This window comes from Spiroplasma endosymbiont of Tricholauxania praeusta, from assembly GCF_964019535.1.
In the GTDB taxonomy this organism is placed as follows: domain Bacteria; phylum Bacillota_I; class Bacilli_A; order Mycoplasmatales; family VBWQ01; genus Spiroplasma_E; species Spiroplasma_E ixodetis_A.
Map to the genome: position 1 here is coordinate 474,990 of NZ_OZ026450.1, position 19,831 is coordinate 494,820.

The window sequence follows — 19,831 nt, forward strand, 5'->3', positions numbered from 1 at the left end:
AGTTAAAAGAAAGGAAAATAATTATGGCCAATATTAACTCATATTCAGATGAATTTAAAAAACAAATAGTAGCTTTATATCAAAGTGGCAAGTCAGTATCTTGTCTTGTTAAAGAATATAACGTTACAAGAGCGGCTACTTATAAATGAATTAAGCAATTTACTAATTCAGGCAGTTTTAAAACCAAAGATAATCTTTCTGATTTAGAAAAACAATTAATTCAAGCAAATAAAGAATTAAAACAATTACGAATGGAAAATGATATTTTAAAGCAAGCAGCACTAATAATAGGCAGAAAATAGAAATTATTGCAAATAATAAATCTAAATATAAAATTCGCACAATGTGTCGTTTTTTAAAACTCTCTAAATCAACATATTATTTTAATTTAAAGAAAAAAAATAAAAATCAAAATAATATTTATGATGAAGCTGTTATTAGTGCTTTTAAAGAAAATAAAGAAGTTTATGGTACTAGAAGATTAAAAGTCATACTAGCAAACCAAGAAATTTATTTATCACGCAGAAAAATTAAACAAATTATGAATAAGCATAATTTAATATCAAAATACACTAAATTATCATTCAAAAATCATCATAATAAAGTCAATGATAGTCAAATTACCAATCTTGTTAATAGAAACTTTAATAATAAAATTAAAAATGAAGTTATTGTTAGTGATTTAACTTATGTTCAAGTTAATGGTAAGTGAAACTATATTTGCTTATTAATAGACCTATTTAACCGCGAAATTATTGGACATAGTGTAGGTACTAAAAAAGATGCATCATTAGTATATCAAGCATTTATGCACTCAAATCGCTGTTTAAAAGATATTGAAATATTTCATAGCGATCGCGGTAACGAATTTAATAATAAAACTATTGATAAACTTTTATTAGCATTCAACATAACTCGATCTTTAAGCAAAAAAGGCTGTCCTTATGACAATGCTGTTGCTGAAGCAACTTTTAAAACTTTCAAAACTGAATTTATTAATGATAAAAATTTTACATCATTAATCAAATTAAAATTAGAATTATTTGATTATATCAATTGATACAACAACATAAGAATTCACAGCACCTTAAACTACCTAACTCCAGTTAATTATCAAAAACAAGTGTCTACCAAAAAACAGTCCTAAAAAGGGTTGCCATTCCAATACTATCATTTCATGAATTGGTCTCCATATAAACTATCCTTTCAAAATAAAAACCTATTTGTTTAAAAATAAAACAATGGGTTAAAAACTATATTTAGTTTTTAACAATATTATAATTAATAAATTTTTAAATATTAAATATTTCTATATTATAAAAAATAGAAACTAAAATTTTCAGGATTATTTAAAATTTGTGTATTTTACTGAAATAGTTTAAATTTCCCAAAATAATTTAGTTTTTTTGATAAGTATTTTGGGAAATTTTCACTCGATATTGACACAAACAGAAGAATTATTTAAAAAAATAGATGATTATTTATGAAGTACATGTGATAAATCTGTATATAAATCATATAGATTTAGAAAAAGAAAATTAAAAACAAAAAAAGGTTTATTAAATTATAAACGACGTATTTATACATATTATAACCCAAAAACACAAAAAAGAGAATTTGTTTCATTGCTAGATAACTATCTTGGTGTTAAAAAGTATAGTAAATTAGCACCAGATGTTATTAAACAAATTTTAAAATATTTTGCAGATGGTAAAAAATACCGTGATGTTTGTGATACTTTTATTGAAGATTTAATAAGTAATAGTACAGTTTGTAGAAGATATAAAAAATTTGAATTACCAAAAGCTAATATTCCTAAAATTGTATTACAACCAAATCAAATATTATATATAAATATTGATGATGGACATCGAAAATTTAAGTTTAATGAAAAACACAATACTAAAAATTGTAAAAAATGTTCTATGAGATTAATAGTATTTTGTACTGGTAAAAAGAAAAATGGAAAATTAATTAATAAAAGAGCAACCTGTCAAATAAGAGTATCAAAAACAGAAATTGGTTCTGAAAAAACTGCAAAATTAATTGAAAAATATGGTAATTTATTTTTTGAAAATTTTGACCAAGCAAATTTAATAGTTTGTGGAGATAGTGCAAAATGAATTAGAAAAACTGCTACAATTTTAAATGCTAAATTTATTTTAGATAAATTTCATGCTTTTCATGTTTTATTTCTTGGTATAATGGCTGGAAGAAGAAAAAATCAAATTGCTAAATTACATTATCAAAATGCAATAAATTTATTTGAAAAAGGTCAATATTATGAATTAATTGATTTTTTACAATCATTAACCTTACAATATAAAAAATTAAAAGTTGGTTATTTTATTAATGCCAAAGATGGTGTATTAAACCAAGCATTAGTTGAAAATATTGGTTGCTTTACTGAAACTAATATTAAACAAATTTTAAAGCATATGATTGGTGATAGAACCTATAACATTGATATGTATACAAAAATGGTTAATTTTAAATGCTATCAAATAAACACAGCAGTACAATTATTATAAAATAAAAATCCCTAATTAAGGGATTTGCCTAAGAGACCACGTACTTTACATACGCTTAGTAATCATAACGGTATACGGTTTATCTTAAAGGACTTTATTACATTATAACATATTAAAAACTTATTAAAGTAAACTTTAATAAGAATTTTTGACTTATAAAAGTAAGTATTATTGTGTCAATATCGAGTGAAAATTTCCCAAAATAATTTAGTTTTTTTGATAAGTATTTTGGGAAATTTAAACTATTTCAGTAAAATACACAAATTTTAAATAATCCTGAAAATTTTAGTTTCTATTTTTTATAATATAGAAATATTTAATATTTAAAAATTTATTAATTATAATATTGTTAAAAACTAAATATAGTTTTTAACCCATTGTTTTATTTTTAAACAAATAGGTTTTTATTTTGAAAGGATAGTTTATATGGAGACCAATTCATGAAATGATAGTATGCTATCGGTAATTATTAATAACATAACTACTTTACCATCGGTAATCTCAACTCCTGTATCAAAAATATTCAATAAAATAACAACAACTGAAATGACAAATTTCAATAATCAAACTAATAATGCTAATAATACTAGTACTGAACTTTTTGAAACAAAAAAAGATATATGAACAAATATTAAAAATTATTTAACTAATTTTTATGAGTCAGATTATTTTTGACCAACAACAGGTTTTATTGGTTATGGATTAATTACAACATCAATTATTATTGGTTATTGTATTTATAATTGTAAAATAAATAACAATAAAAAAAACTTATTAAAAGAACTTGAAAAAGAATAAATAAATTCAATGGAGTTGACAAATCAACCTTCAACTAGTGGATATAATAATCGTGCTTTTTTTGCCTAAATTTTTTCAATTAACAATGAAAGTTCTTTTTTTCTAGTATTTTATAAAATACTAGAAAAAAATAAAAAAAGAGTTACTAATGCTCTTGGATTTCAAAAAGACAAATCAAAAGTAAACAGTGAAGCTTCAACAAGCAAAAGTCAAAGTTCTAGTAGAAAATCACAAAAAAATGTAAAAGAGGAAGATATTGAATTTGTAATCTCTTTATATCTTTAAAATCAATTTTAAAGCACCAAATTTGCTCATATACAAACATTTTAAAAATTTATATGGTTTAGTATTCAAAAAATGTAAATCTTATATAACTTTAATTAGGAATTATTGATATCCATATCTTCAAGGATGATTTTTATTGGGTATATAAACTTTTTTAGTTTTTATCAAGTTGTCTTTAATAATTGGTTTTAGTGCTATTTCTTTTAGTTCATATATTTGATTATTGTAACTAAGATATAATTCATTAATAAACGATTTAAGTACAATTACATCAATTCGAGATTGTATGTATTGAACTTTGTTATTTTTATAAGGAAAATATTTTTTACCATAATATGTTATAGTTGAACCACTATCTGTTTTTCTTTTAGAAAATCTTGAAAGATAAATATTTATTTCTTCTTGTGTAGGAGCTTTAACCATAGCAGATTTATTATCATCAATAGGAAAGGCAAACTGTTTATTAAAAACGTTTATGTACATTTTGAGAAATTGATTAGCTTCATCTAATGTTTTAATTTTATTAAGTCGTAATTCACTAATTAATCGACTTTGAAGTGTTCCAAATAAACGTTCAATTCTACCTTTAGCTTGTGGAATTGAAGTTCTAATTATTTCAACACCCAAATCATTACAGCATTTTTGGAATTGAGTATAAGTGTCATTTTCTGTGTTTATTTTACCTGAATCAATTTTTTTCTTATATCCAAAAACTGTTCTATTATCAGTATAAAATGTTTTTGGTATGCCATAATTAGTTAAAATTTGATAAAAAACATTATAATAACCATCTAATGTTTCTTGATGATCAAATCATAGTCCAACAATATTTCCTGTAGCATCATCAATTGCAGCATGTAAAAATGATTTTGGTTTATCGTTACCAAATCAATGATGATTACTTGCATCCATTTGAATTAATTCACCAAAATTTGTTCTTCGATTTCTTGTTGGATGTAAGTTATTTTTTTTATTTTTATGTCTTTTTGGTGAAGTAATTTTTTCTTTGATTAATATAGTATAAAGTGTGCTATATGAAATTTTAATTTTTTCTTCATTCATTAATTTCTCATGAAAATGTTGAAAATTAAAATTATAATATTTTGTTTTATACAAGTTGATAATCTTAATTTTGATTTCAAAATTTGTTGCCTTATTAGAAATTGTATTGCGAGATTTATGAATAAAACCAACTTTACCTTCTCTATTAAAAATTTGAATTAATTGGTTAATTCTTCTAATAGTTAGATTAAGTTTATTCTTGGCTTGATGTTTAGATAATTTATTAATAATAATATCATTTATAATTTTGTACTTATATTTTTCTTTCATAGTCATGCTTCTTTCCATTTTTATCACCAAGTATATTTAACTTCACTTTTGGGAAATTTTTACTCGATAACTAATAGGAAATTATCACTAAATAATGACAAAGTAAGTATTATTGTTGACTAATATTTTACAAGTGTTAAGATTAACATACAATTGCATATTGAAGTCAAAATTATTCTCGTCTAACTTTATAATTTTAAGACAAATTTGAATATTATTGACATCTTCGGTACGCTCCCATTAAATACAAAAGTTTATACATTTTTTATGATGCCGCTAAAAATGGTAATAAAATTACTAGATTTATTAATGTTCAGAGAGTGTGATTACAAGTAGATTTTGGGAAAGTAAATGCACTAAAAGATTCAAGAATTGGATCATTACCAGTTTTAGATTAAAACTATATTAATACAATTATATTTTACAAAAAGAGCAGTTGACAATGCTCTTTTTGTGTTAATTAATAAATTATTTTATCTAATCTTATTTTAATATTTGAGTTTGTTGAATTAATTTATTTTTTCTTTTATTCATAAATAAAATAATTTGATATTTTATTTATGAACTAAATTTATAATTATCAAATAAGAGGGGGTGTTAAAATGATAAATAATGTTGTATTAGTAGGTAAATTAATGAATGAACCAGAAATAATACCAACCAGAGAACAAATTCCAACAAAATGAACCAAGTTTATAATGGCAGTTGAAAGACCTTTTAAAAATCGTCAAAATCAATTTGAAATTGATTTTATCACTATTAAAACTTGAATAGCTAATACAGAGGAATTAAAAACACTATTAAAAAAGAATGCAATTATTGGTATTAAAGGTAGAATTCAAACATTTGCTAATAAATCTAATGATTTTTACTATACAGAAATTATTGCTGATCGTATTATTTATTTAACTTAAAACTAATTAAAAAATAGTCTTAATTACTCAATAATTAAGACTATTTTTATTTTTACTACTAATAAGTTTATAGTCACTTTATATTTTTTCAAATTAAAACGATATATAGTAAAATAAATTTGTTATAATTTTACTATAATTTATTAGTATAAAAGGTTAGGAGCAAACAAAATGAAAATTGGAATTGTAAGTGATTCAGCTACTGGTTTTACCCTTGAAGATATGAAAAAATATCCTGAAATAATAATTATTCCTTTAAATATTATTGAAGGAGAAAATGCTTATGATGATAATAATATTGATATTGATAGTGAAACAATTCGTAAAAAGATGATTGATGAACACTATATTTTAAAAACTAGTCAAACTAGTCGTGGTAAACTTGAACAATATTGAGATAATGCTTTGAGTAAATATGATCAAATTTTATTTTTACCAATTGCTAATAATGCTTCAGGACAATATGCAAGTTCGCAAGTTTTACAAAAAGAAGAAAAATATAAAAATAAAGTCCATATTTTAGAAACAGGTGCTGCTTCAATACCTTTAAAATTTATGGTTTTAATTGCTTTTACTCTTGTTAAAAATGGAAAAAAAATTCCTGAAATTTTAGAAATTTTAAATAAATTCCGCAAAACTTATGAATCTTATATTGCTCCTAATGATTTAAAATTTTTAGCTCGTGGTGGTAGATTACCAATGAGTAAAGCAAGAATTGGTAATTTTTTACGTTTTAAACCAATTTTAAGATGTAAAGAAACAATTGATAATATTGGTAGAGTTAGAACGTTAAGTAAAGCTATGGAAGAAATGTTAGATATTATTACTAAAATTAAAGATGTTACTAAAGAAACAATATATATTATTGATGGTTGATGTAGAAAAGATATTATTGATGAAGCAATTAAAAAAGTAAAAAATAGAGGATTTACCAAATATAAAGTTGAACCATTATGTAATATTTTAAAAACACATACTGGTAATAATACTATTGGTTTTTCAGTAGTACCTAATCAATGAGTAAAAGAAGTCTAATAAAAAAGTAGTTTTATAAAAGATTGATTAAGTATGCTGTTTTTTTAGAAAAATATATAAAAAAATTTAAATCTAAAAAAGAATGTTAGTAAAGGTTAATTTAGTTTACTAACATTCAGATTTTTTTCAACTTATAAATTATAAATAATAAAATATTAAATATTATGATTTAAATTCTTATTAATAGTTAAAGTTTTAAACTAAAGAAATAATTGAAAAAATTTAATAAAATAAATATCTATAAATCAAAGTAATGGTTTTTTAATTTATTGAGTTTTAACTATAAAATTAAAAAATATTTTTATTAAGTATCCTTAACCATTTCATAGTATAACTATTTTATTTTTTTAATTTTAATAGCCATTTTCATTTAGTGGTATTTTAAATCAAAAACCTTCATAACAAACAACATTTCCAAAATTATTTTTATATTTTTGATAAGAACGTCAAATATTATTATAGGCTTGATAATAGTGTTTTTTATTAGTTTTATCAATGTGGTAAACTTTTAATATTGCTTCTTCCATAGTGTCATAAACACCTAAACAGTTATCTTCTTTATCATATCTCGCATAAATAAAATTATTTTTTTTCATTTTTAACTGCAATACTTTTTTATATATTCCCATAATTTAAGATTTACTTAGAACATAGATTATATTTATAATATTTAGGATTTTAAAAAAATACGAAATGGTGTAAGAACATTAAATTAGTTTGTAAATTTATAAAAAATAAAATGATAAGTTAAATTTATGACAATATTAAAAATATTGTTAATAACATAAATTGATAACAAATTATTTTTTATAGAATATAGTTTTAATTGAAAAATTATTATTTATTGTTTATTTTTGAATTCTAAGTAAATCTTAATTTAAGTCTATAATTGAAAAAATGAATATACAATAAAAAAATCACTTTTTTATAAAAAGGCGAATTTATTTCATAATTTTATATTTATTGTAAAATTAAAATTTTATTTAATTTTTAACTAATATTTTTTAAATTTATTATTTTATTTTAAATAAATTTTTACTATTTTAGTGGTTTTTTATTTTTTTATTATAAATTATTTTTAATTTTTTTAGATTTATTTGAAAAAATATTAATTAAACACTTTCTATTTTAAATGATTAAAAGTAAAATAATGTTATTGTTAATAAAACAAGAAATAAATATATTAATAGTTTTAAAAAAACTACTAAAATATTTTTAAAATTTAATGGAGGATGAAAATGCAAACTTTTATTGGAATTATAGGTTATTTAGCCGGAATATTATCTATTATAACATTTATTCCACAAGCAATAAAAACAATAAAAACTAAGTTAACTAAACATATAATCTTATCAACTTATATAATTTATAATATTGCTAATCTTTTTTTCTTGATATTTGGAATACTTTCAGTAACATTACCAGTAATGTGACCAGAAGGTGCTGATACTCTTGAAATTGCAATTTGAGGTTCTACCTTAATAATACCGTATACAGTAACAATGACTGCAACTAATTGTATTATTTATGTTAAAGTAAAAAATATGAAAACGTTGGGCGAAAATGCTAGAACTTTGGAGGAATAAAAATAATGGCAAATACTGAATGATGAATTATTACTATAATAGGGATTATTGGAGCACTTATTGCTGTTATAGCATTTTGTCCACAATCTTTAAAAACAATAAAAACTAAAAAAACAGATGGTATTTCTTTACTTACATTTATTCTTTATACAACAGCTAACAGTTTATGAGTATTATGGGGCATTATTCATTTATCATATCATGGCGGATCTGAATCAACAATTTTAATGAAAGATTTAGTTATAATTTGTGCTAATACACCTTGTGCAATATGATCAGGAATTATTCTTGGTATTAAAATTAATAATATGTATAAATATGGTGAAGATTGTAAAAAATGAAAAGGTAAAGTAAATATAAAGAGCAACTTTTAATAGTTTATTTTTTATTAAAAATAATAATTTATTACTAAAAATGCATTGTAATGATGCATTTTTTAATAGTTATAATAGTAAAATACTTATCAAAATTAAAAATAATAATTTAAGTTATAATATATGTATAATTAAAAATTTTGTGGGGTTAAATAATGATAATTCAAAATGATGTTTATAAAATTCTAGTACAAGTAATCCTAGAAAAAGGTCATTGTAATGTTTTATTAGCACAAATGATGCGAGATAAAAATCTAACATTATCAGAAAAAGAAGCAATTGAAAAGATAGTACTAGGAACTTTAAAAAATCAAATTTATTTAGATTATATATTAAATCAAATATGAAATGTTTTGAAATCAGTAATTACTATTCCTTTTCACATAACTATTTTATTATGAATAGTTTTATATGAAATCTATTTTTTAGAAATTACTAATAAAGAAATTTTCATTGAAAATACTTTAAAAAAAGTAAGCACCATTGATAATAAACTAACATTTATTATTTCTAAAGTATTAGATTTATGTTTTACTGAATTTAGATCAGAATTTAACTTACAAAAAGAAAGTAAACAAAATATTAAATTAATTAAATATAGTTATCCTAGTTGATTATATTCTTTAATAAAATCACAATTTAGTATTAATATTGCAAATCAATTGATAAAAGATAACTTAAGAATGCCATTAATTAGTTTTAGAGTTAATACATTAAAAACTACTGTTAATAAAGTGTTAAACAATGAAAATTATAAATCTTTTAACTTTTGTTTAAGCGAGATAGTATCTGATGGTATTATTAGTTCAAAGTCAATTTTTAACACAAAATTATATGAAAATGGTGAAATTATTAAACAAGACCAAGCAAGTATGTTAGTTAGTCATTTTTTAGATCCACAACCATATGATGAAGTATTAGATATGTGTGCAGGAATTGCTAGTAAAACAGCTCATATGGCAGCTTTAATGTCTAATCACGGTAAGATAGTTGCTTGTGATATCAATGAAGAACGATTAAAAATTGGTGCTACTTATTTAAAAAAATTAGGCGTAACAAATACTGAACTTAAATATGGTGATTCTACAATATTGGATTTTAATAATAAGTTTGACAAAATTTTAATTGATGCTCCTAGTACTGCTTGAGGTTTAATTAAAAGAAAACCAGAAGTTAAACTTATCAATTGAAGTAAAGAAGAAATTAATCACTTAATTACTGTTCAAGCAAAATTATTAAATAAGGCTTATCAACTTTTAAAACCCGAAGCGATAATTGTGTATGTTACTTGTACTTTCAATATTAAAGAAAATCAAAATCAAATTGAGAAGTTTGTTAAAAATCACGCAGATATGACAATCATTGCAGAAAAACAATTTTTTGGTTTTAATAACAATACTGATGGATTTTATATTTGTAAATTAAAAAAAGGAATATAGGGGGGTCAGTTTATGAAAATAAATGCTAGTTATAAAACAGATGTTGGTAATTATCGTACAAATAATCAAGATGCCGTTTTATATTTAACAAATAATACGGGACAAGTTATTGGTGTTGTTTGTGATGGTTTGGGTGGTCATAAATGTGGTGAAGTAGCCAGTAATATGGCTGTTAGTATGTTAAAAAAATTTTTTGAAACAACAGATTTTATTAAATTAAAACATGATAAACAAATTCATGCATGATTACAAGAAAAGATAGATATTATTCAAATTGAAATGAATAATTTTAGTTTAAGTAATGAACAAGCGCTTGATATGGGAACAACTATGGTAATAATTTTAATTACTAATAACAAAGCTTATTTAGTAAATATTGGTGATTCACGTATTTATCAATATAGTGAACAAGGATTAAAACAGTTAACAGTTGATCATAATATTTTAAATCTATATTTACAAAAAAACACAACTAAAGAATCAAGTGTTGATTTAAATAACACTTATTGAAAGGCATTAACTAGTGCTCTTGGTCCACGTAAGCCATTAAAAACCGATATTTTTCATTTACCCTTAATAATTCCATCATATTTTCTTTTAACTAGTGATGGTGTTCATGATTTTTTAGAAGAATATGAAATAGTTAATATTTTAGAAAAAAATGGAAATATTAATAACAAAGTTAAGTTATTAATTAAGCAAGCATTACTTAATGTTTCAACTGATAATGTTACTGTATTATTAATGGAAATAAAATTTTAGTCTTTTGACATTTTTGTGTAAAATATAAATTATAAATAAGTTAGTAATTTTTAAAAAATAAATTTAAAAGTAATGGTGAAACTAATGGAAATAAATAAATTATTGAATAATCGTTATCATATTTTAAAAATTATTGGTTCGGGTGGTATGGCTAAAGTTTATGAAGCACAAGATAAATATTTAAATCGGCAAGTTGCTTTAAAAGTAATTAATCCAATTTCACCACTAGATGACTTAATAAAAGAACGATTTTTGCAAGAAATTAGAGCAGTATCTAGAGTTAGACATCCCAATGTTATTTTGGTATATGATGTTTTTATTGATAAGAAAGATTGATGCTTAGTTTTTGAATTATTAGAAGGTAAAACATTAAAAGAATATTTAAGTAATTATTCAGTTTTATCAGTTAATGAAGTTATAGTTATTATGAAAGAAATTTTAAAAGGGGTTAATGCGTGTCATGCAGTCAATATTATTCATCGTGATTTAAAACCTGAAAATATTATTTTAACTAGTAGTGGAGCAATTAAAGTTTTAGACTTTGGTATTGCTGTTATTGATGATTATGAAGTTAAAAAACACGCTAATCAAGTTGTAGGAACAATGAAATATATTGCTCCAGAAGTAGTAAAATTTCAAAAACCAACAATTCAAAGTGATATTTATGCTTTAGGTATTATATTATATGAATTATTAGTTGGTAAACCACCTTTTTTTCATAAAAATCCACAAATATTAGCGGCCAAACATATTAAAGAACCAATGCCATTAATTCATGAAATTAATAAAAATATTCCACAAAGTTTAGAAAATATTATTTTGAAGGCAACTACTAAGGATATTAATGATCGCTATCGGACAATTAGTGAATTGAGTAATGATTTAGATTGTTGTTTAAAAATGGAAAATAAAAATAATATGTTATTTAAGAAAAATTACTTAAATTCACAAAAATTAAAAAAACCATTTTATTTAAAAAAAGAATTTTTATCATCTTTAATTTTAATTATATTATTACTTATTGGTGTTATTATAAGCATATTAATTTTATATTAATTGGAGGACACTATGAACTTTAAACAAGGAATAGTTATTGGAGTTGCAAATAACTTTGTTGAAGTAAGAATTGAAAATCAAATTTATTCTTGTTTAATCAAAGGAAATTTAAAATTTCAAACAGCAAAAATTTTAGTTGGTGATTATGTTAAAGTTAATTTTAAAGATGATAAAAATCCTTTGGTTGAATCAATTTTGCCTCGATTTAATGAACTATATCGACCAAGCATTGCTAATGTTGATCAAGTATTAATTGTTAGTTCTCTTGTTAATCCTTTTCTTAGTAGTTTTCTATTAAATAAATTATTAACTATTTTTAATTATTATCATTTAAAAATAATTTTAATATTTACAAAAATTGATTTGGTAACTAAAGATAATGAAGTTTGAACAAAAGTTAAAGCATATCAGAATTTAAATTTACCAGTAATTTTTATTTCAAATGTTAAAAAAAATGGTATTGAAGATTTAAAAAAAGTTTTTACAAACAAGTTATCAATATTAACAGGTACTTCAGGAGTGGGAAAGAGTTCAACTTTAAATAGTTTGGATAATAATTTAAAACTATGAACACAGGATATTTCTACAAGTTTAAATCGTGGTAAACATACCACAACTAAAACTCGCCTTTATTTTTTACATGATGGTATTATTGCAGATACACCTGGTTTTTCGGTCTTTCAATTGCAAGGTTTAAGTAGTATTGATATTGCTACTAATTTTCCTAGTTTTACTAATATTTGACAAAATTGTAAGTTTCGTACTTGCTTACATCAGCAAGAACCAGAATGTGCAATTAAAAAAGCAGTTGCAAATAAAATAATTTCTGGTTTTTTTTATGAAGATTATTGTAAAATTTTAATAGAATTCAATAAAATTAATAATTTAAAATAAAGGATGGTAATATATGAAAAAAGAAGTAACAATTGCCGCTAGCATTTTAACTGCTAACTTTCTATCTTTAAAAGATGATTTATTAAATTTACAAAATGCAGGAATTAATTGAATTCATTTTGATGTTATGGATCATCATTTTGTTGAAAATTTAAGTTTTGGTGCAAAAATATTAAGTGATGTATGTAAATTTAGTTCTAATATCAATATTGATTGTCATATGATGGTAAAGATAACAACATTAAAAGTATGTGATTATTTAAAACCATTTATAATTTTACCGCAAGTTAAAAATATTACTTTGCATTATGAAGCATTAACAGAAGAACAATTAAAAGAATTCCTGCAGTGAAAAAACCCTGGTTTTAAAAAAGGAATTGCCATTAATCCTGATACACCAATTTCAAAAATTTATGATTATTTGAAAGATCTTGATACAATTTTAATTATGAGTGTGCAACCAGGTGCGGGTGGACAACGTTTTTTAGATTTAACTATTAATAAAATTAAAATGTTAGTAAAACATATCGATAATAATTTTCCAAATATTACAATTGCTGTTGATGGCGGCATTAATAATTTAACAGCAAATGATTGTATTACTGCTGGTGCTAATTACCTAGTAGCGGGTAGTTATTTATTAAATAGTGATAATTCAGTAAAAAAACAAGTTGCGATGTTAACAAATTATGAAAAATAGTGATATTAAACAATTAGTAATTGTTTGTCGTGATTATAATTTAAATTGAGAACAATTTATTAATCCAATTTTTATTGGTGTTGAAACTGGTGTTTTATCATTAGACATATTCCATAATTAAATTTAATCAATTGTCAATAATACTTTTTATAAATTTTTTAGTGTTATTAATTATAAAAGTTAATATTTTCCGAAAAAATAGTTTAAAAATAAGTTTCTATTTCGAAAATAAAAAAATGTTAATAATATTTTTATATTAACTTGATAATAATTTCAATTTTAAAAAATATATTTTTGATTTTTTTTATTTTAATGGTTTTATTTTATTAAAAATTTTACAAAGTAAGTTAAATCTTAAGTACATAAGTCTAAATTTACTTTTTCTACATTTATTTACTAAAATTTTGAATCTTTTTAATCAAGCAAAAACATGTTCAACTTTGATTCTAATTTTAGATACAATCTTATTATATTTTCTTTCTTGTTTAGTTAATTTTTTATTTTTACTTTTTTTAATTGGTATTATTGTATTTTCATAAATATTTTGTATACCTTGATATCCTAAATCACCAATAATTATTGTATTTTTAGAAAATACAAGATTTGAATTTTTTAATATTTGAAAATCATGCACTTTGCCATTATCAGCAAAAATATCAACAATATTTTTATTAAAAAAATCATATACAATTTGAAATTTTATAGAATACATTCAACTTTTACCAGAAAAATATTCTAACTGTAGTTTTTTTTAGTTGGTCTTTCAATTTCAATCTCAGTTGAATCAATTAAATAAAATTGAAATTCATTTAAATTTTCTTGTTTTTTATCATTTTTTGATTTATATTTTTCTTTTAAAAATTGATAATCTCTATCATTACTAAGTTTATTTTCAACTCAAGTAATATTTCGAAAACAGCTTGAAGGACTCATTTTATATTTAATACTCATTTGAAAAAAAGTATAATATTCTTTTCAATATTCAAGTGTCATCATCAATCTTTCTTCAACTGAAAGTTTATTTTTTCGACCTTTAGTTTTTTCTAATTTTTCTATTTCAATTAATTTTTCTAACATTTCATTAAAATGAAAATGTTTTATACCAAAATATCTATAAAATTTATCATTTTTTAATTTTTTTAAATTTTCAAAAGCCATATTTATCAACACCTTATTAATTCATTAATAAAATAAATTATAAAATTATTACTTGATTTTTCAAAAAAATAATTACGGAATATGTCTATTATTAAAATATAAAAAACCAATTAAGTTTATTTGTGGTGATAATGATACCATTAATAAACAACAGTTAAAGATTTTAAATGATCAAAGTAAAATACATAATTTTGAAATTATTACTTTTAATAAAGAAAAAGATTTTATTGATAGTGAACTTGCGATAGTTACTGCAATTTCCAAAAAAATTAATTTTCAACAAATAGTGATAGTAAGTGATGGAATACGTTGGGATATGTTACTTGCTAGTATTAATATAATAAAAAAATATGAATGTTTTAACCCAATTTTATTAGGTGAAAATAATTATTGTTTTTTATTAAAAGCAAAATCAGAATATATTTTTTACAATTGACAATTAAAATATAAATATATTTCTTTTTTTAGTTTAGACAATGAAGAAGTAATTTATAATTTTAGTGGTTGTAAGTTTTATCCAAATCAGGATATTACTGTTACTAATAATAGTACACAAACTATTAGTAATGAATTTAACAAAAAAGAAAGACCAAAACTAATTATTAAAAAAGGAAAATGTTTAGTTTTTTTACATAAATAATTTTTTAAAATTTAGAAAAACTAATTATTATTTTATGCCAAAAGTATATTAATAAAATCTTAAAAAAAGATAGTATAATAAAAATCATAAACTTAATATAAGTTTTATAACCCTTATTTTTATTAAAAATAAATGGGTTTTTTTATTTTTTAAAAGAGGAGAAATTAAAAAATGGTAAAAGAAAAAATGTTATCTGCAACAAAGTTAATAAAAAAACTTGAAAGTATAAAGTTAAGATATCAAAAACAACATAATACTCAAATTCCTTATTTTAAAAGAATTATTGAAGAATTAAAAGGAATATTTTTGGTTGCAGATATTCCTAATGTTATTAAAAATCTTAAATATCTTCAATATAATTGTGGAAAAAGTACAAAAAAATATTCTGATAAAGCAATAATGCCAATTTTATCTTTGTTTACTGTAACTATTAGTTTTTTAGAAGCACAAGCAAATAAGGGAACATTGGCAATAGATTTTAAAAATATATATAAATATGATTTAAGTAATGTTTTAACTACTTCAGAAGATAAGTTATTTGTATTAGGTTTACAAACTGATTTAGAAGTTGAAATAAAGCATAGAGATAGTTCTAAAAGTTTAGATGATTTAACACTATATGATAGTTCAGACATTAGTGAAATTTTTAAAGAAATGCAAGAAAAAATACATGATTTAAAAATACTAAAAGAAGCTAAAAATAAAATATGTGGACAAATTAATAATTTTAATTTGAATTTCAAAAATGAAAAACAATTAGCAAGAAGATGGTGACATTGACCACTTAAATTTTTGACTTGTGGAATGTGAGAAAGTAATAAAATTAAAGCAATTAATAATAAATATAGTAAGGATAGTTTTGATAAATTAATTTGCGAACATAATGGATTAAATACTAAAATTAATAAGTTAGAAAGTGATATTGAAATTTTAAAAACTAAAGTTAATAAATTAGAAAAGAAAACTAAAATATTAGGAAGTAGTAGTTTAAATTATGGTAAAAAATGAAAATCAATAAATGATTTAGATGAACATAATATTGTAGAAAAGAGTTTTTCATATCAAAATTTATTATAAGACGTTATTATTTGGTGATAATTTATTTTTTTAATTTAAAATAAAAATTAATCTCTTTAAAATTTTATTTTTAAAGAGATTAATAATATTTTTTGTTAAAAGGATATAATTTAAGCAATAAGAAATAATAATTATAAAATTATTTTAAATTTTAGTAGTTTTAGATATTTTACTTGGAAGTAATGTTGTGGTTGTAATTCCCATTAGTAGTAATAAAGGTCATTCAAATTCTAATAATGTATCTAAGTCTAATTTATTTGTTAATAAAAAACCTAAATATAAAACTACTGTCAATAAAAATGCAAATATTATTGTTAATAATTTAATTATAAAATAAAATTTAAGTTTTTTTAATTCGTATTTATCATTTTCAGTTTGTTCATCATTTTCTTTTGAATTCAAATTATTTTTAGTTTGAATATCAATTGTTTCGATAGTTTTTTTTAATTTTTGATCATTTTTATCATTTGTTTTTTGAATCTGCTTTTGTTTCATTTTATCCTCTTTTTTTAATTTATATAGTAATAAACACTTATAGTATATCAAAAATAATAATTAAATAAGATAAAAAAGTATAAATGTTTGTTTTTGTTTAATAAACACTAAAAATTTACTTTTTATTAAGTAATTACACAAATTATTTATAATGTAATTGATTTATTTAATTCATCATCATATTCTTTTAAAAGTTGTTTTGAATCGTTTATAATTTGTTTTATTTCTGGTGAATATTGTTCCATTTGTGCTTGTGATACTTCGAACCTCCCTATTCTTATTAGTTCAAGTTCAATTTTTTACTAATTTTTTCTTCTTTTAATTCAGAAGAACAAGATCATAATGATAATGGTTCATCTGAAAATAGCTTGCTTTCTAATTCTTTGATTTCTTTTCAAATATTTTTAATTTTTTCTTCAATTTCTTTAATGTTCATTTTTTCTTTTTTACGTTCTTCATTTAAATTTAGTATATATTCTGTAATTCCAAGTTGGTCATCATTAATTTCAAAAAATGTAATTAAAGATGTTAATATTTTGATGCCAGTATTTTTGCTATTTTTTATTATTTGTGCAATATTTGGAAAATCTGTTTTAAATTGTGTTCAGTTTTTTGATTCTTGTTTATTTTCATTATCTTGTAATGGTTTTTCTTCAAATGTTTCGAATTCTTGAGATTGTTGAAGATTTTCCTCATTAACTTTTGTATCATTATCTAAGATTATAGTTTCAAATATTTTTAATAAATATTCACCTGGTATTTTTTTGTTAATATTTTTTATTGCTTCTTTTTTTCTTTTTTCTCATTCATTTTGTAATAGTTTTTCTTTTTCTATATAAGTTAAAGGCATATCTTTTAATCTTTTTCCTTTCTTTAATTTTAATTTAATAAAAAACCTAATATAAATAAATTTCTATATTAGGAATCAACTTTTATTAAATTATAAATAAATATTAGCATAAAAAATAATTATATTTATAAAGTTAATACTTAACATGAATAAATGTAAATTATAGATTTATTAATGTATAAGGTGTATTAAAATTAAGATTAGCGTAGTCAATTTTCTTATTTTTATGTAGAAGTAGTTATTTTATCAAACTAGGAATCCTTTACATTATTTATTGTAAAAATTAAAAATTATTAAGTTACAAAATGATAAAATTAATATATAAAAAGTAAAGGAGGAAGTAAATGGAAAAAATTGGTGCTGCAGTTTATTTACATTTAGCAAATTTAGAAGAAATTAAAAATTATACCGAATTATTAGCCAAGAATAATATTAAAACTATTTTTACAACTTTAATTAGTTTTAAAAAAACAGATTATGAAAATTTAAAAAAATTAGTAGTATTAACACAAATTGCTAAAAAGTATAATATGCATGTTTTTGCAGATATTAATATTGAATTTATTAATGAATTAAATCTGAATCTTAATAAACGACTTGATTTCATAAAGTTTTTTAAAATGTATGGTTTATCGGGTATTCGTTGCAACGAAGGAATTGATATTAAACATCAAGCAAAATTAAGTCAAAATCGTTTAAATTTTAAAATATTTATTAATGGTTCATATGTTGTTAATGATATCAACTACTTAATATTATTTTATAAAGCTAATGTTAATAACCTTATTAGTTGTTATAATTTTTATCCACAAAGATATACCGGTGCTGATATTGACTTTTTTTGTTTAAATCAATCTGAAAGCGTTGTTAATAAAATTCCATTTGCCAGCTTTGTTACATTATTAGGAAAAGATAAAATTGGACCTTGAAAATATAATGATAATTTACCAACATTAGAACTGCATCGTGATTGACCATTGGTAACACAAATTCGTCATTATATTGCTTTATGCATTGATATGATAATTATTGCTAACCAGTTTTTAACAGAATATGATTTGAAAATGATAAATGAAATTGATTATAAAAATTTATCGTTAAAAATTGAGTTAAATTCTAATATTACTGATAGTGAAGAACAGATTCTTTTTGACAAAAATATTCATAAAGTTAGATCTGATTTAGCACGAGATATAATTCGTAGTGTTATTTCTCGAGTTATATATCAAGAATTAGATATCCCTGCTAACAATACTAATCAATGATTAGAAAAAGGTGATGTTGTTATTCTTAATAATAAAGCACAAAATTATCGCGGTGAATTACATATTATTACAAATAAAATTAAAAATGATGGTATTCGTAACGTTGTTGGTAAACTTTCTAAAGAAGATTTAAATTTTATTCCATTTTTAGTGTCAAATCGTTCATTTAGATTTATTTTATAAATAAATTTTTATTTTATTTATTAAAAACATAAACATTTAAAATATGATAAAATCATTAAGTATTATTAAATAATAGTTAGTAAGTGTGAAATTTTAAAAGATAATCTTACTTTTAATTTTTTTTAAAATAAAAAGTTTAATATTGTATAAAAATATTGATAATTTTTTAATTTACTAATATAATTGTTAAAGTAAAATAAAAAATAGGAGCTGACATGAATGCATTCAGTGAAAAAATCACCATCATCAGACAACAAAGAAAACGAAGAACGAACAAGTAGTGAACAAGAGTTTCAACGTCTTTTAAAAGGATTTAGTAAAAAGGCCCAAGAGACTAAAAGAGCAGAAAAAAGACATAAACATTTTCTTTCTGCGCGTGATGAAAAACGCGAAAAACAAAGCGCTGCTGCTAAAAAGAAAAAACATCGTAAGTAATAAAAAGGAAAAAATGGTAATC

Annotated in this window: 23 protein-coding genes; 17 read left to right on the forward strand and 6 right to left on the reverse strand. The window is 21.4% G+C overall.

What is annotated here, in order from left to right:
• Positions 1–23 precede the first annotated feature (23 nt).
• From AACK96_RS02645 to AACK96_RS02655, 3 genes are all read left to right on the forward strand, one after another.
• A protein-coding gene (locus AACK96_RS02645) for an IS3 family transposase (protein WP_338973306.1) occupies positions 24–1,147 on the forward strand; the annotation gives its coding sequence in 2 pieces (ribosomal slippage) (positions 24–267 and positions 267–1,147; 1,125 coding nt in all).
• 292 nt (positions 1,148–1,439) lie between these two features.
• The gene (locus AACK96_RS02650) at positions 1,440–2,531 is read left to right on the forward strand and encodes an Mbov_0401 family ICE element transposase-like protein (protein WP_338974900.1); all 1,092 of its coding nucleotides are present in this window, start codon (positions 1,440–1,442) and stop codon (positions 2,529–2,531) included.
• A 453-nt stretch (positions 2,532–2,984) separates the two neighbouring features.
• Positions 2,985–3,329: a hypothetical protein gene (locus AACK96_RS02655; RefSeq protein WP_338973702.1), complete on the forward strand. Its 345-nt coding sequence runs from the start codon at positions 2,985–2,987 to the stop codon at positions 3,327–3,329.
• A gap of 387 nt (positions 3,330–3,716) precedes the next feature.
• On the opposite strand, the gene AACK96_RS02660 is transcribed toward AACK96_RS02655, so the two are convergent.
• Positions 3,717–4,964 carry an ISNCY family transposase gene (locus AACK96_RS02660; RefSeq protein ID WP_338973446.1) on the reverse strand — a complete coding sequence of 416 codons (1,248 nt, stop codon included), beginning with the start codon at positions 4,962–4,964 and terminating at the stop codon, positions 3,717–3,719.
• Between the two features lie 584 nt (positions 4,965–5,548).
• Here AACK96_RS02660 and AACK96_RS02665 point away from each other — a divergent pair.
• Entirely contained in the window at positions 5,549–5,860 is a 312-nt protein-coding gene (locus tag AACK96_RS02665; protein WP_338962401.1) for a single-stranded DNA-binding protein, read from the forward strand.
• 171 nt (positions 5,861–6,031) lie between these two features.
• Entirely contained in the window at positions 6,032–6,895 is an 864-nt protein-coding gene (locus AACK96_RS02670; RefSeq protein WP_281748924.1) for a DegV family protein, read from the forward strand.
• A gap of 353 nt (positions 6,896–7,248) precedes the next feature.
• On the opposite strand, the gene AACK96_RS02675 is transcribed toward AACK96_RS02670, so the two are convergent.
• The gene (locus tag AACK96_RS02675) at positions 7,249–7,491 is read right to left on the reverse strand and encodes a hypothetical protein (RefSeq protein ID WP_338974902.1); all 243 of its coding nucleotides are present in this window, start codon (positions 7,489–7,491) and stop codon (positions 7,249–7,251) included.
• A 642-nt stretch (positions 7,492–8,133) separates the two neighbouring features.
• On the opposite strand from AACK96_RS02675, the gene AACK96_RS02680 reads away from it, so the two are divergent.
• The 8 genes from AACK96_RS02680 (at position 8,134) to AACK96_RS02715 (ending at position 13,827) form a co-directional block, all read left to right on the forward strand.
• Positions 8,134–8,481: a SemiSWEET family sugar transporter gene (locus AACK96_RS02680; protein WP_338974903.1), complete on the forward strand. Its 348-nt coding sequence runs from the start codon at positions 8,134–8,136 to the stop codon at positions 8,479–8,481.
• 5 nt (positions 8,482–8,486) lie between these two features.
• Positions 8,487–8,855 carry a SemiSWEET family sugar transporter gene (locus AACK96_RS02685; RefSeq protein WP_174481526.1) on the forward strand — a complete coding sequence of 123 codons (369 nt, stop codon included), beginning with the start codon at positions 8,487–8,489 and terminating at the stop codon, positions 8,853–8,855.
• 155 nt (positions 8,856–9,010) lie between these two features.
• Positions 9,011–10,294, forward strand: coding sequence for a methyltransferase domain-containing protein (locus AACK96_RS02690; protein ID WP_338974905.1), 1,284 nt, complete (start codon positions 9,011–9,013; stop codon positions 10,292–10,294).
• 12 nt (positions 10,295–10,306) lie between these two features.
• The gene (locus AACK96_RS02695) at positions 10,307–11,056 is read left to right on the forward strand and encodes a protein phosphatase 2C domain-containing protein (RefSeq protein WP_338974907.1); all 750 of its coding nucleotides are present in this window, start codon (positions 10,307–10,309) and stop codon (positions 11,054–11,056) included.
• An 84-nt stretch (positions 11,057–11,140) separates the two neighbouring features.
• Positions 11,141–12,112, forward strand: a complete 972-nt coding sequence (locus AACK96_RS02700) for a serine/threonine-protein kinase (RefSeq protein WP_338974909.1) — start codon at positions 11,141–11,143, stop codon at positions 12,110–12,112.
• Between the two features lie 12 nt (positions 12,113–12,124).
• Entirely contained in the window at positions 12,125–13,006 is an 882-nt protein-coding gene (gene rsgA / locus AACK96_RS02705; RefSeq protein WP_281749493.1) for a ribosome small subunit-dependent GTPase A, read from the forward strand.
• A gap of 13 nt (positions 13,007–13,019) precedes the next feature.
• The gene (locus tag AACK96_RS02710; RefSeq protein ID WP_281749492.1) at positions 13,020–13,706 is read left to right on the forward strand and encodes a ribulose-phosphate 3-epimerase; all 687 of its coding nucleotides are present in this window, start codon (positions 13,020–13,022) and stop codon (positions 13,704–13,706) included.
• Positions 13,696–13,827 (forward strand): hypothetical protein, encoded by a 132-nt coding sequence (locus AACK96_RS02715; RefSeq protein WP_338974912.1) that lies wholly within the window; start codon positions 13,696–13,698, stop codon positions 13,825–13,827. Before AACK96_RS02710 ends, AACK96_RS02715 begins: the two co-directional genes overlap by 11 nt.
• Before the next feature lie 183 nt (positions 13,828–14,010).
• Here the strand turns inward: AACK96_RS02715 and AACK96_RS02720 are convergent, their stop codons facing one another.
• The gene (locus tag AACK96_RS02720) at positions 14,011–14,418 is read right to left on the reverse strand and encodes a transposase family protein (protein WP_338973314.1); all 408 of its coding nucleotides are present in this window, start codon (positions 14,416–14,418) and stop codon (positions 14,011–14,013) included.
• Positions 14,419–14,441: 23 nt separating this feature from the next.
• Positions 14,442–14,864: a transposase family protein gene (locus AACK96_RS02725; protein WP_338973316.1), complete on the reverse strand. Its 423-nt coding sequence runs from the start codon at positions 14,862–14,864 to the stop codon at positions 14,442–14,444.
• 52 nt (positions 14,865–14,916) lie between these two features.
• On the opposite strand from AACK96_RS02725, the gene AACK96_RS02730 reads away from it, so the two are divergent.
• Together AACK96_RS02730 and AACK96_RS02735 are read left to right on the forward strand one after the other, a co-directional pair.
• Positions 14,917–15,504, forward strand: a complete 588-nt coding sequence (locus AACK96_RS02730) for a hypothetical protein (protein ID WP_338974914.1) — start codon at positions 14,917–14,919, stop codon at positions 15,502–15,504.
• A 171-nt stretch (positions 15,505–15,675) separates the two neighbouring features.
• Positions 15,676–16,581 (forward strand): hypothetical protein, encoded by a 906-nt coding sequence (locus AACK96_RS02735; protein ID WP_338974916.1) that lies wholly within the window; start codon positions 15,676–15,678, stop codon positions 16,579–16,581.
• Positions 16,582–16,725: 144 nt separating this feature from the next.
• On the opposite strand, the gene AACK96_RS02740 is transcribed toward AACK96_RS02735, so the two are convergent.
• Together AACK96_RS02740 and AACK96_RS02745 are read right to left on the reverse strand one after the other, a co-directional pair.
• The gene (locus AACK96_RS02740; protein WP_338962499.1) at positions 16,726–17,076 is read right to left on the reverse strand and encodes a hypothetical protein; all 351 of its coding nucleotides are present in this window, start codon (positions 17,074–17,076) and stop codon (positions 16,726–16,728) included.
• A gap of 280 nt (positions 17,077–17,356) precedes the next feature.
• Complete coding sequence (locus tag AACK96_RS02745; RefSeq protein WP_338974918.1) at positions 17,357–17,926, reverse strand: hypothetical protein; 570 nt, start codon at positions 17,924–17,926, stop codon at positions 17,357–17,359.
• Positions 17,927–18,270: 344 nt separating this feature from the next.
• On the opposite strand from AACK96_RS02745, the gene AACK96_RS02750 reads away from it, so the two are divergent.
• Complete coding sequence (locus tag AACK96_RS02750; protein ID WP_338974919.1) at positions 18,271–19,374, forward strand: MupG family TIM beta-alpha barrel fold protein; 1,104 nt, start codon at positions 18,271–18,273, stop codon at positions 19,372–19,374.
• A gap of 219 nt (positions 19,375–19,593) precedes the next feature.
• The gene (locus AACK96_RS02755) at positions 19,594–19,809 is read left to right on the forward strand and encodes a hypothetical protein (RefSeq protein WP_174480618.1); all 216 of its coding nucleotides are present in this window, start codon (positions 19,594–19,596) and stop codon (positions 19,807–19,809) included.
• The last annotated feature ends 22 nt before the right edge of the window (positions 19,810–19,831 follow it).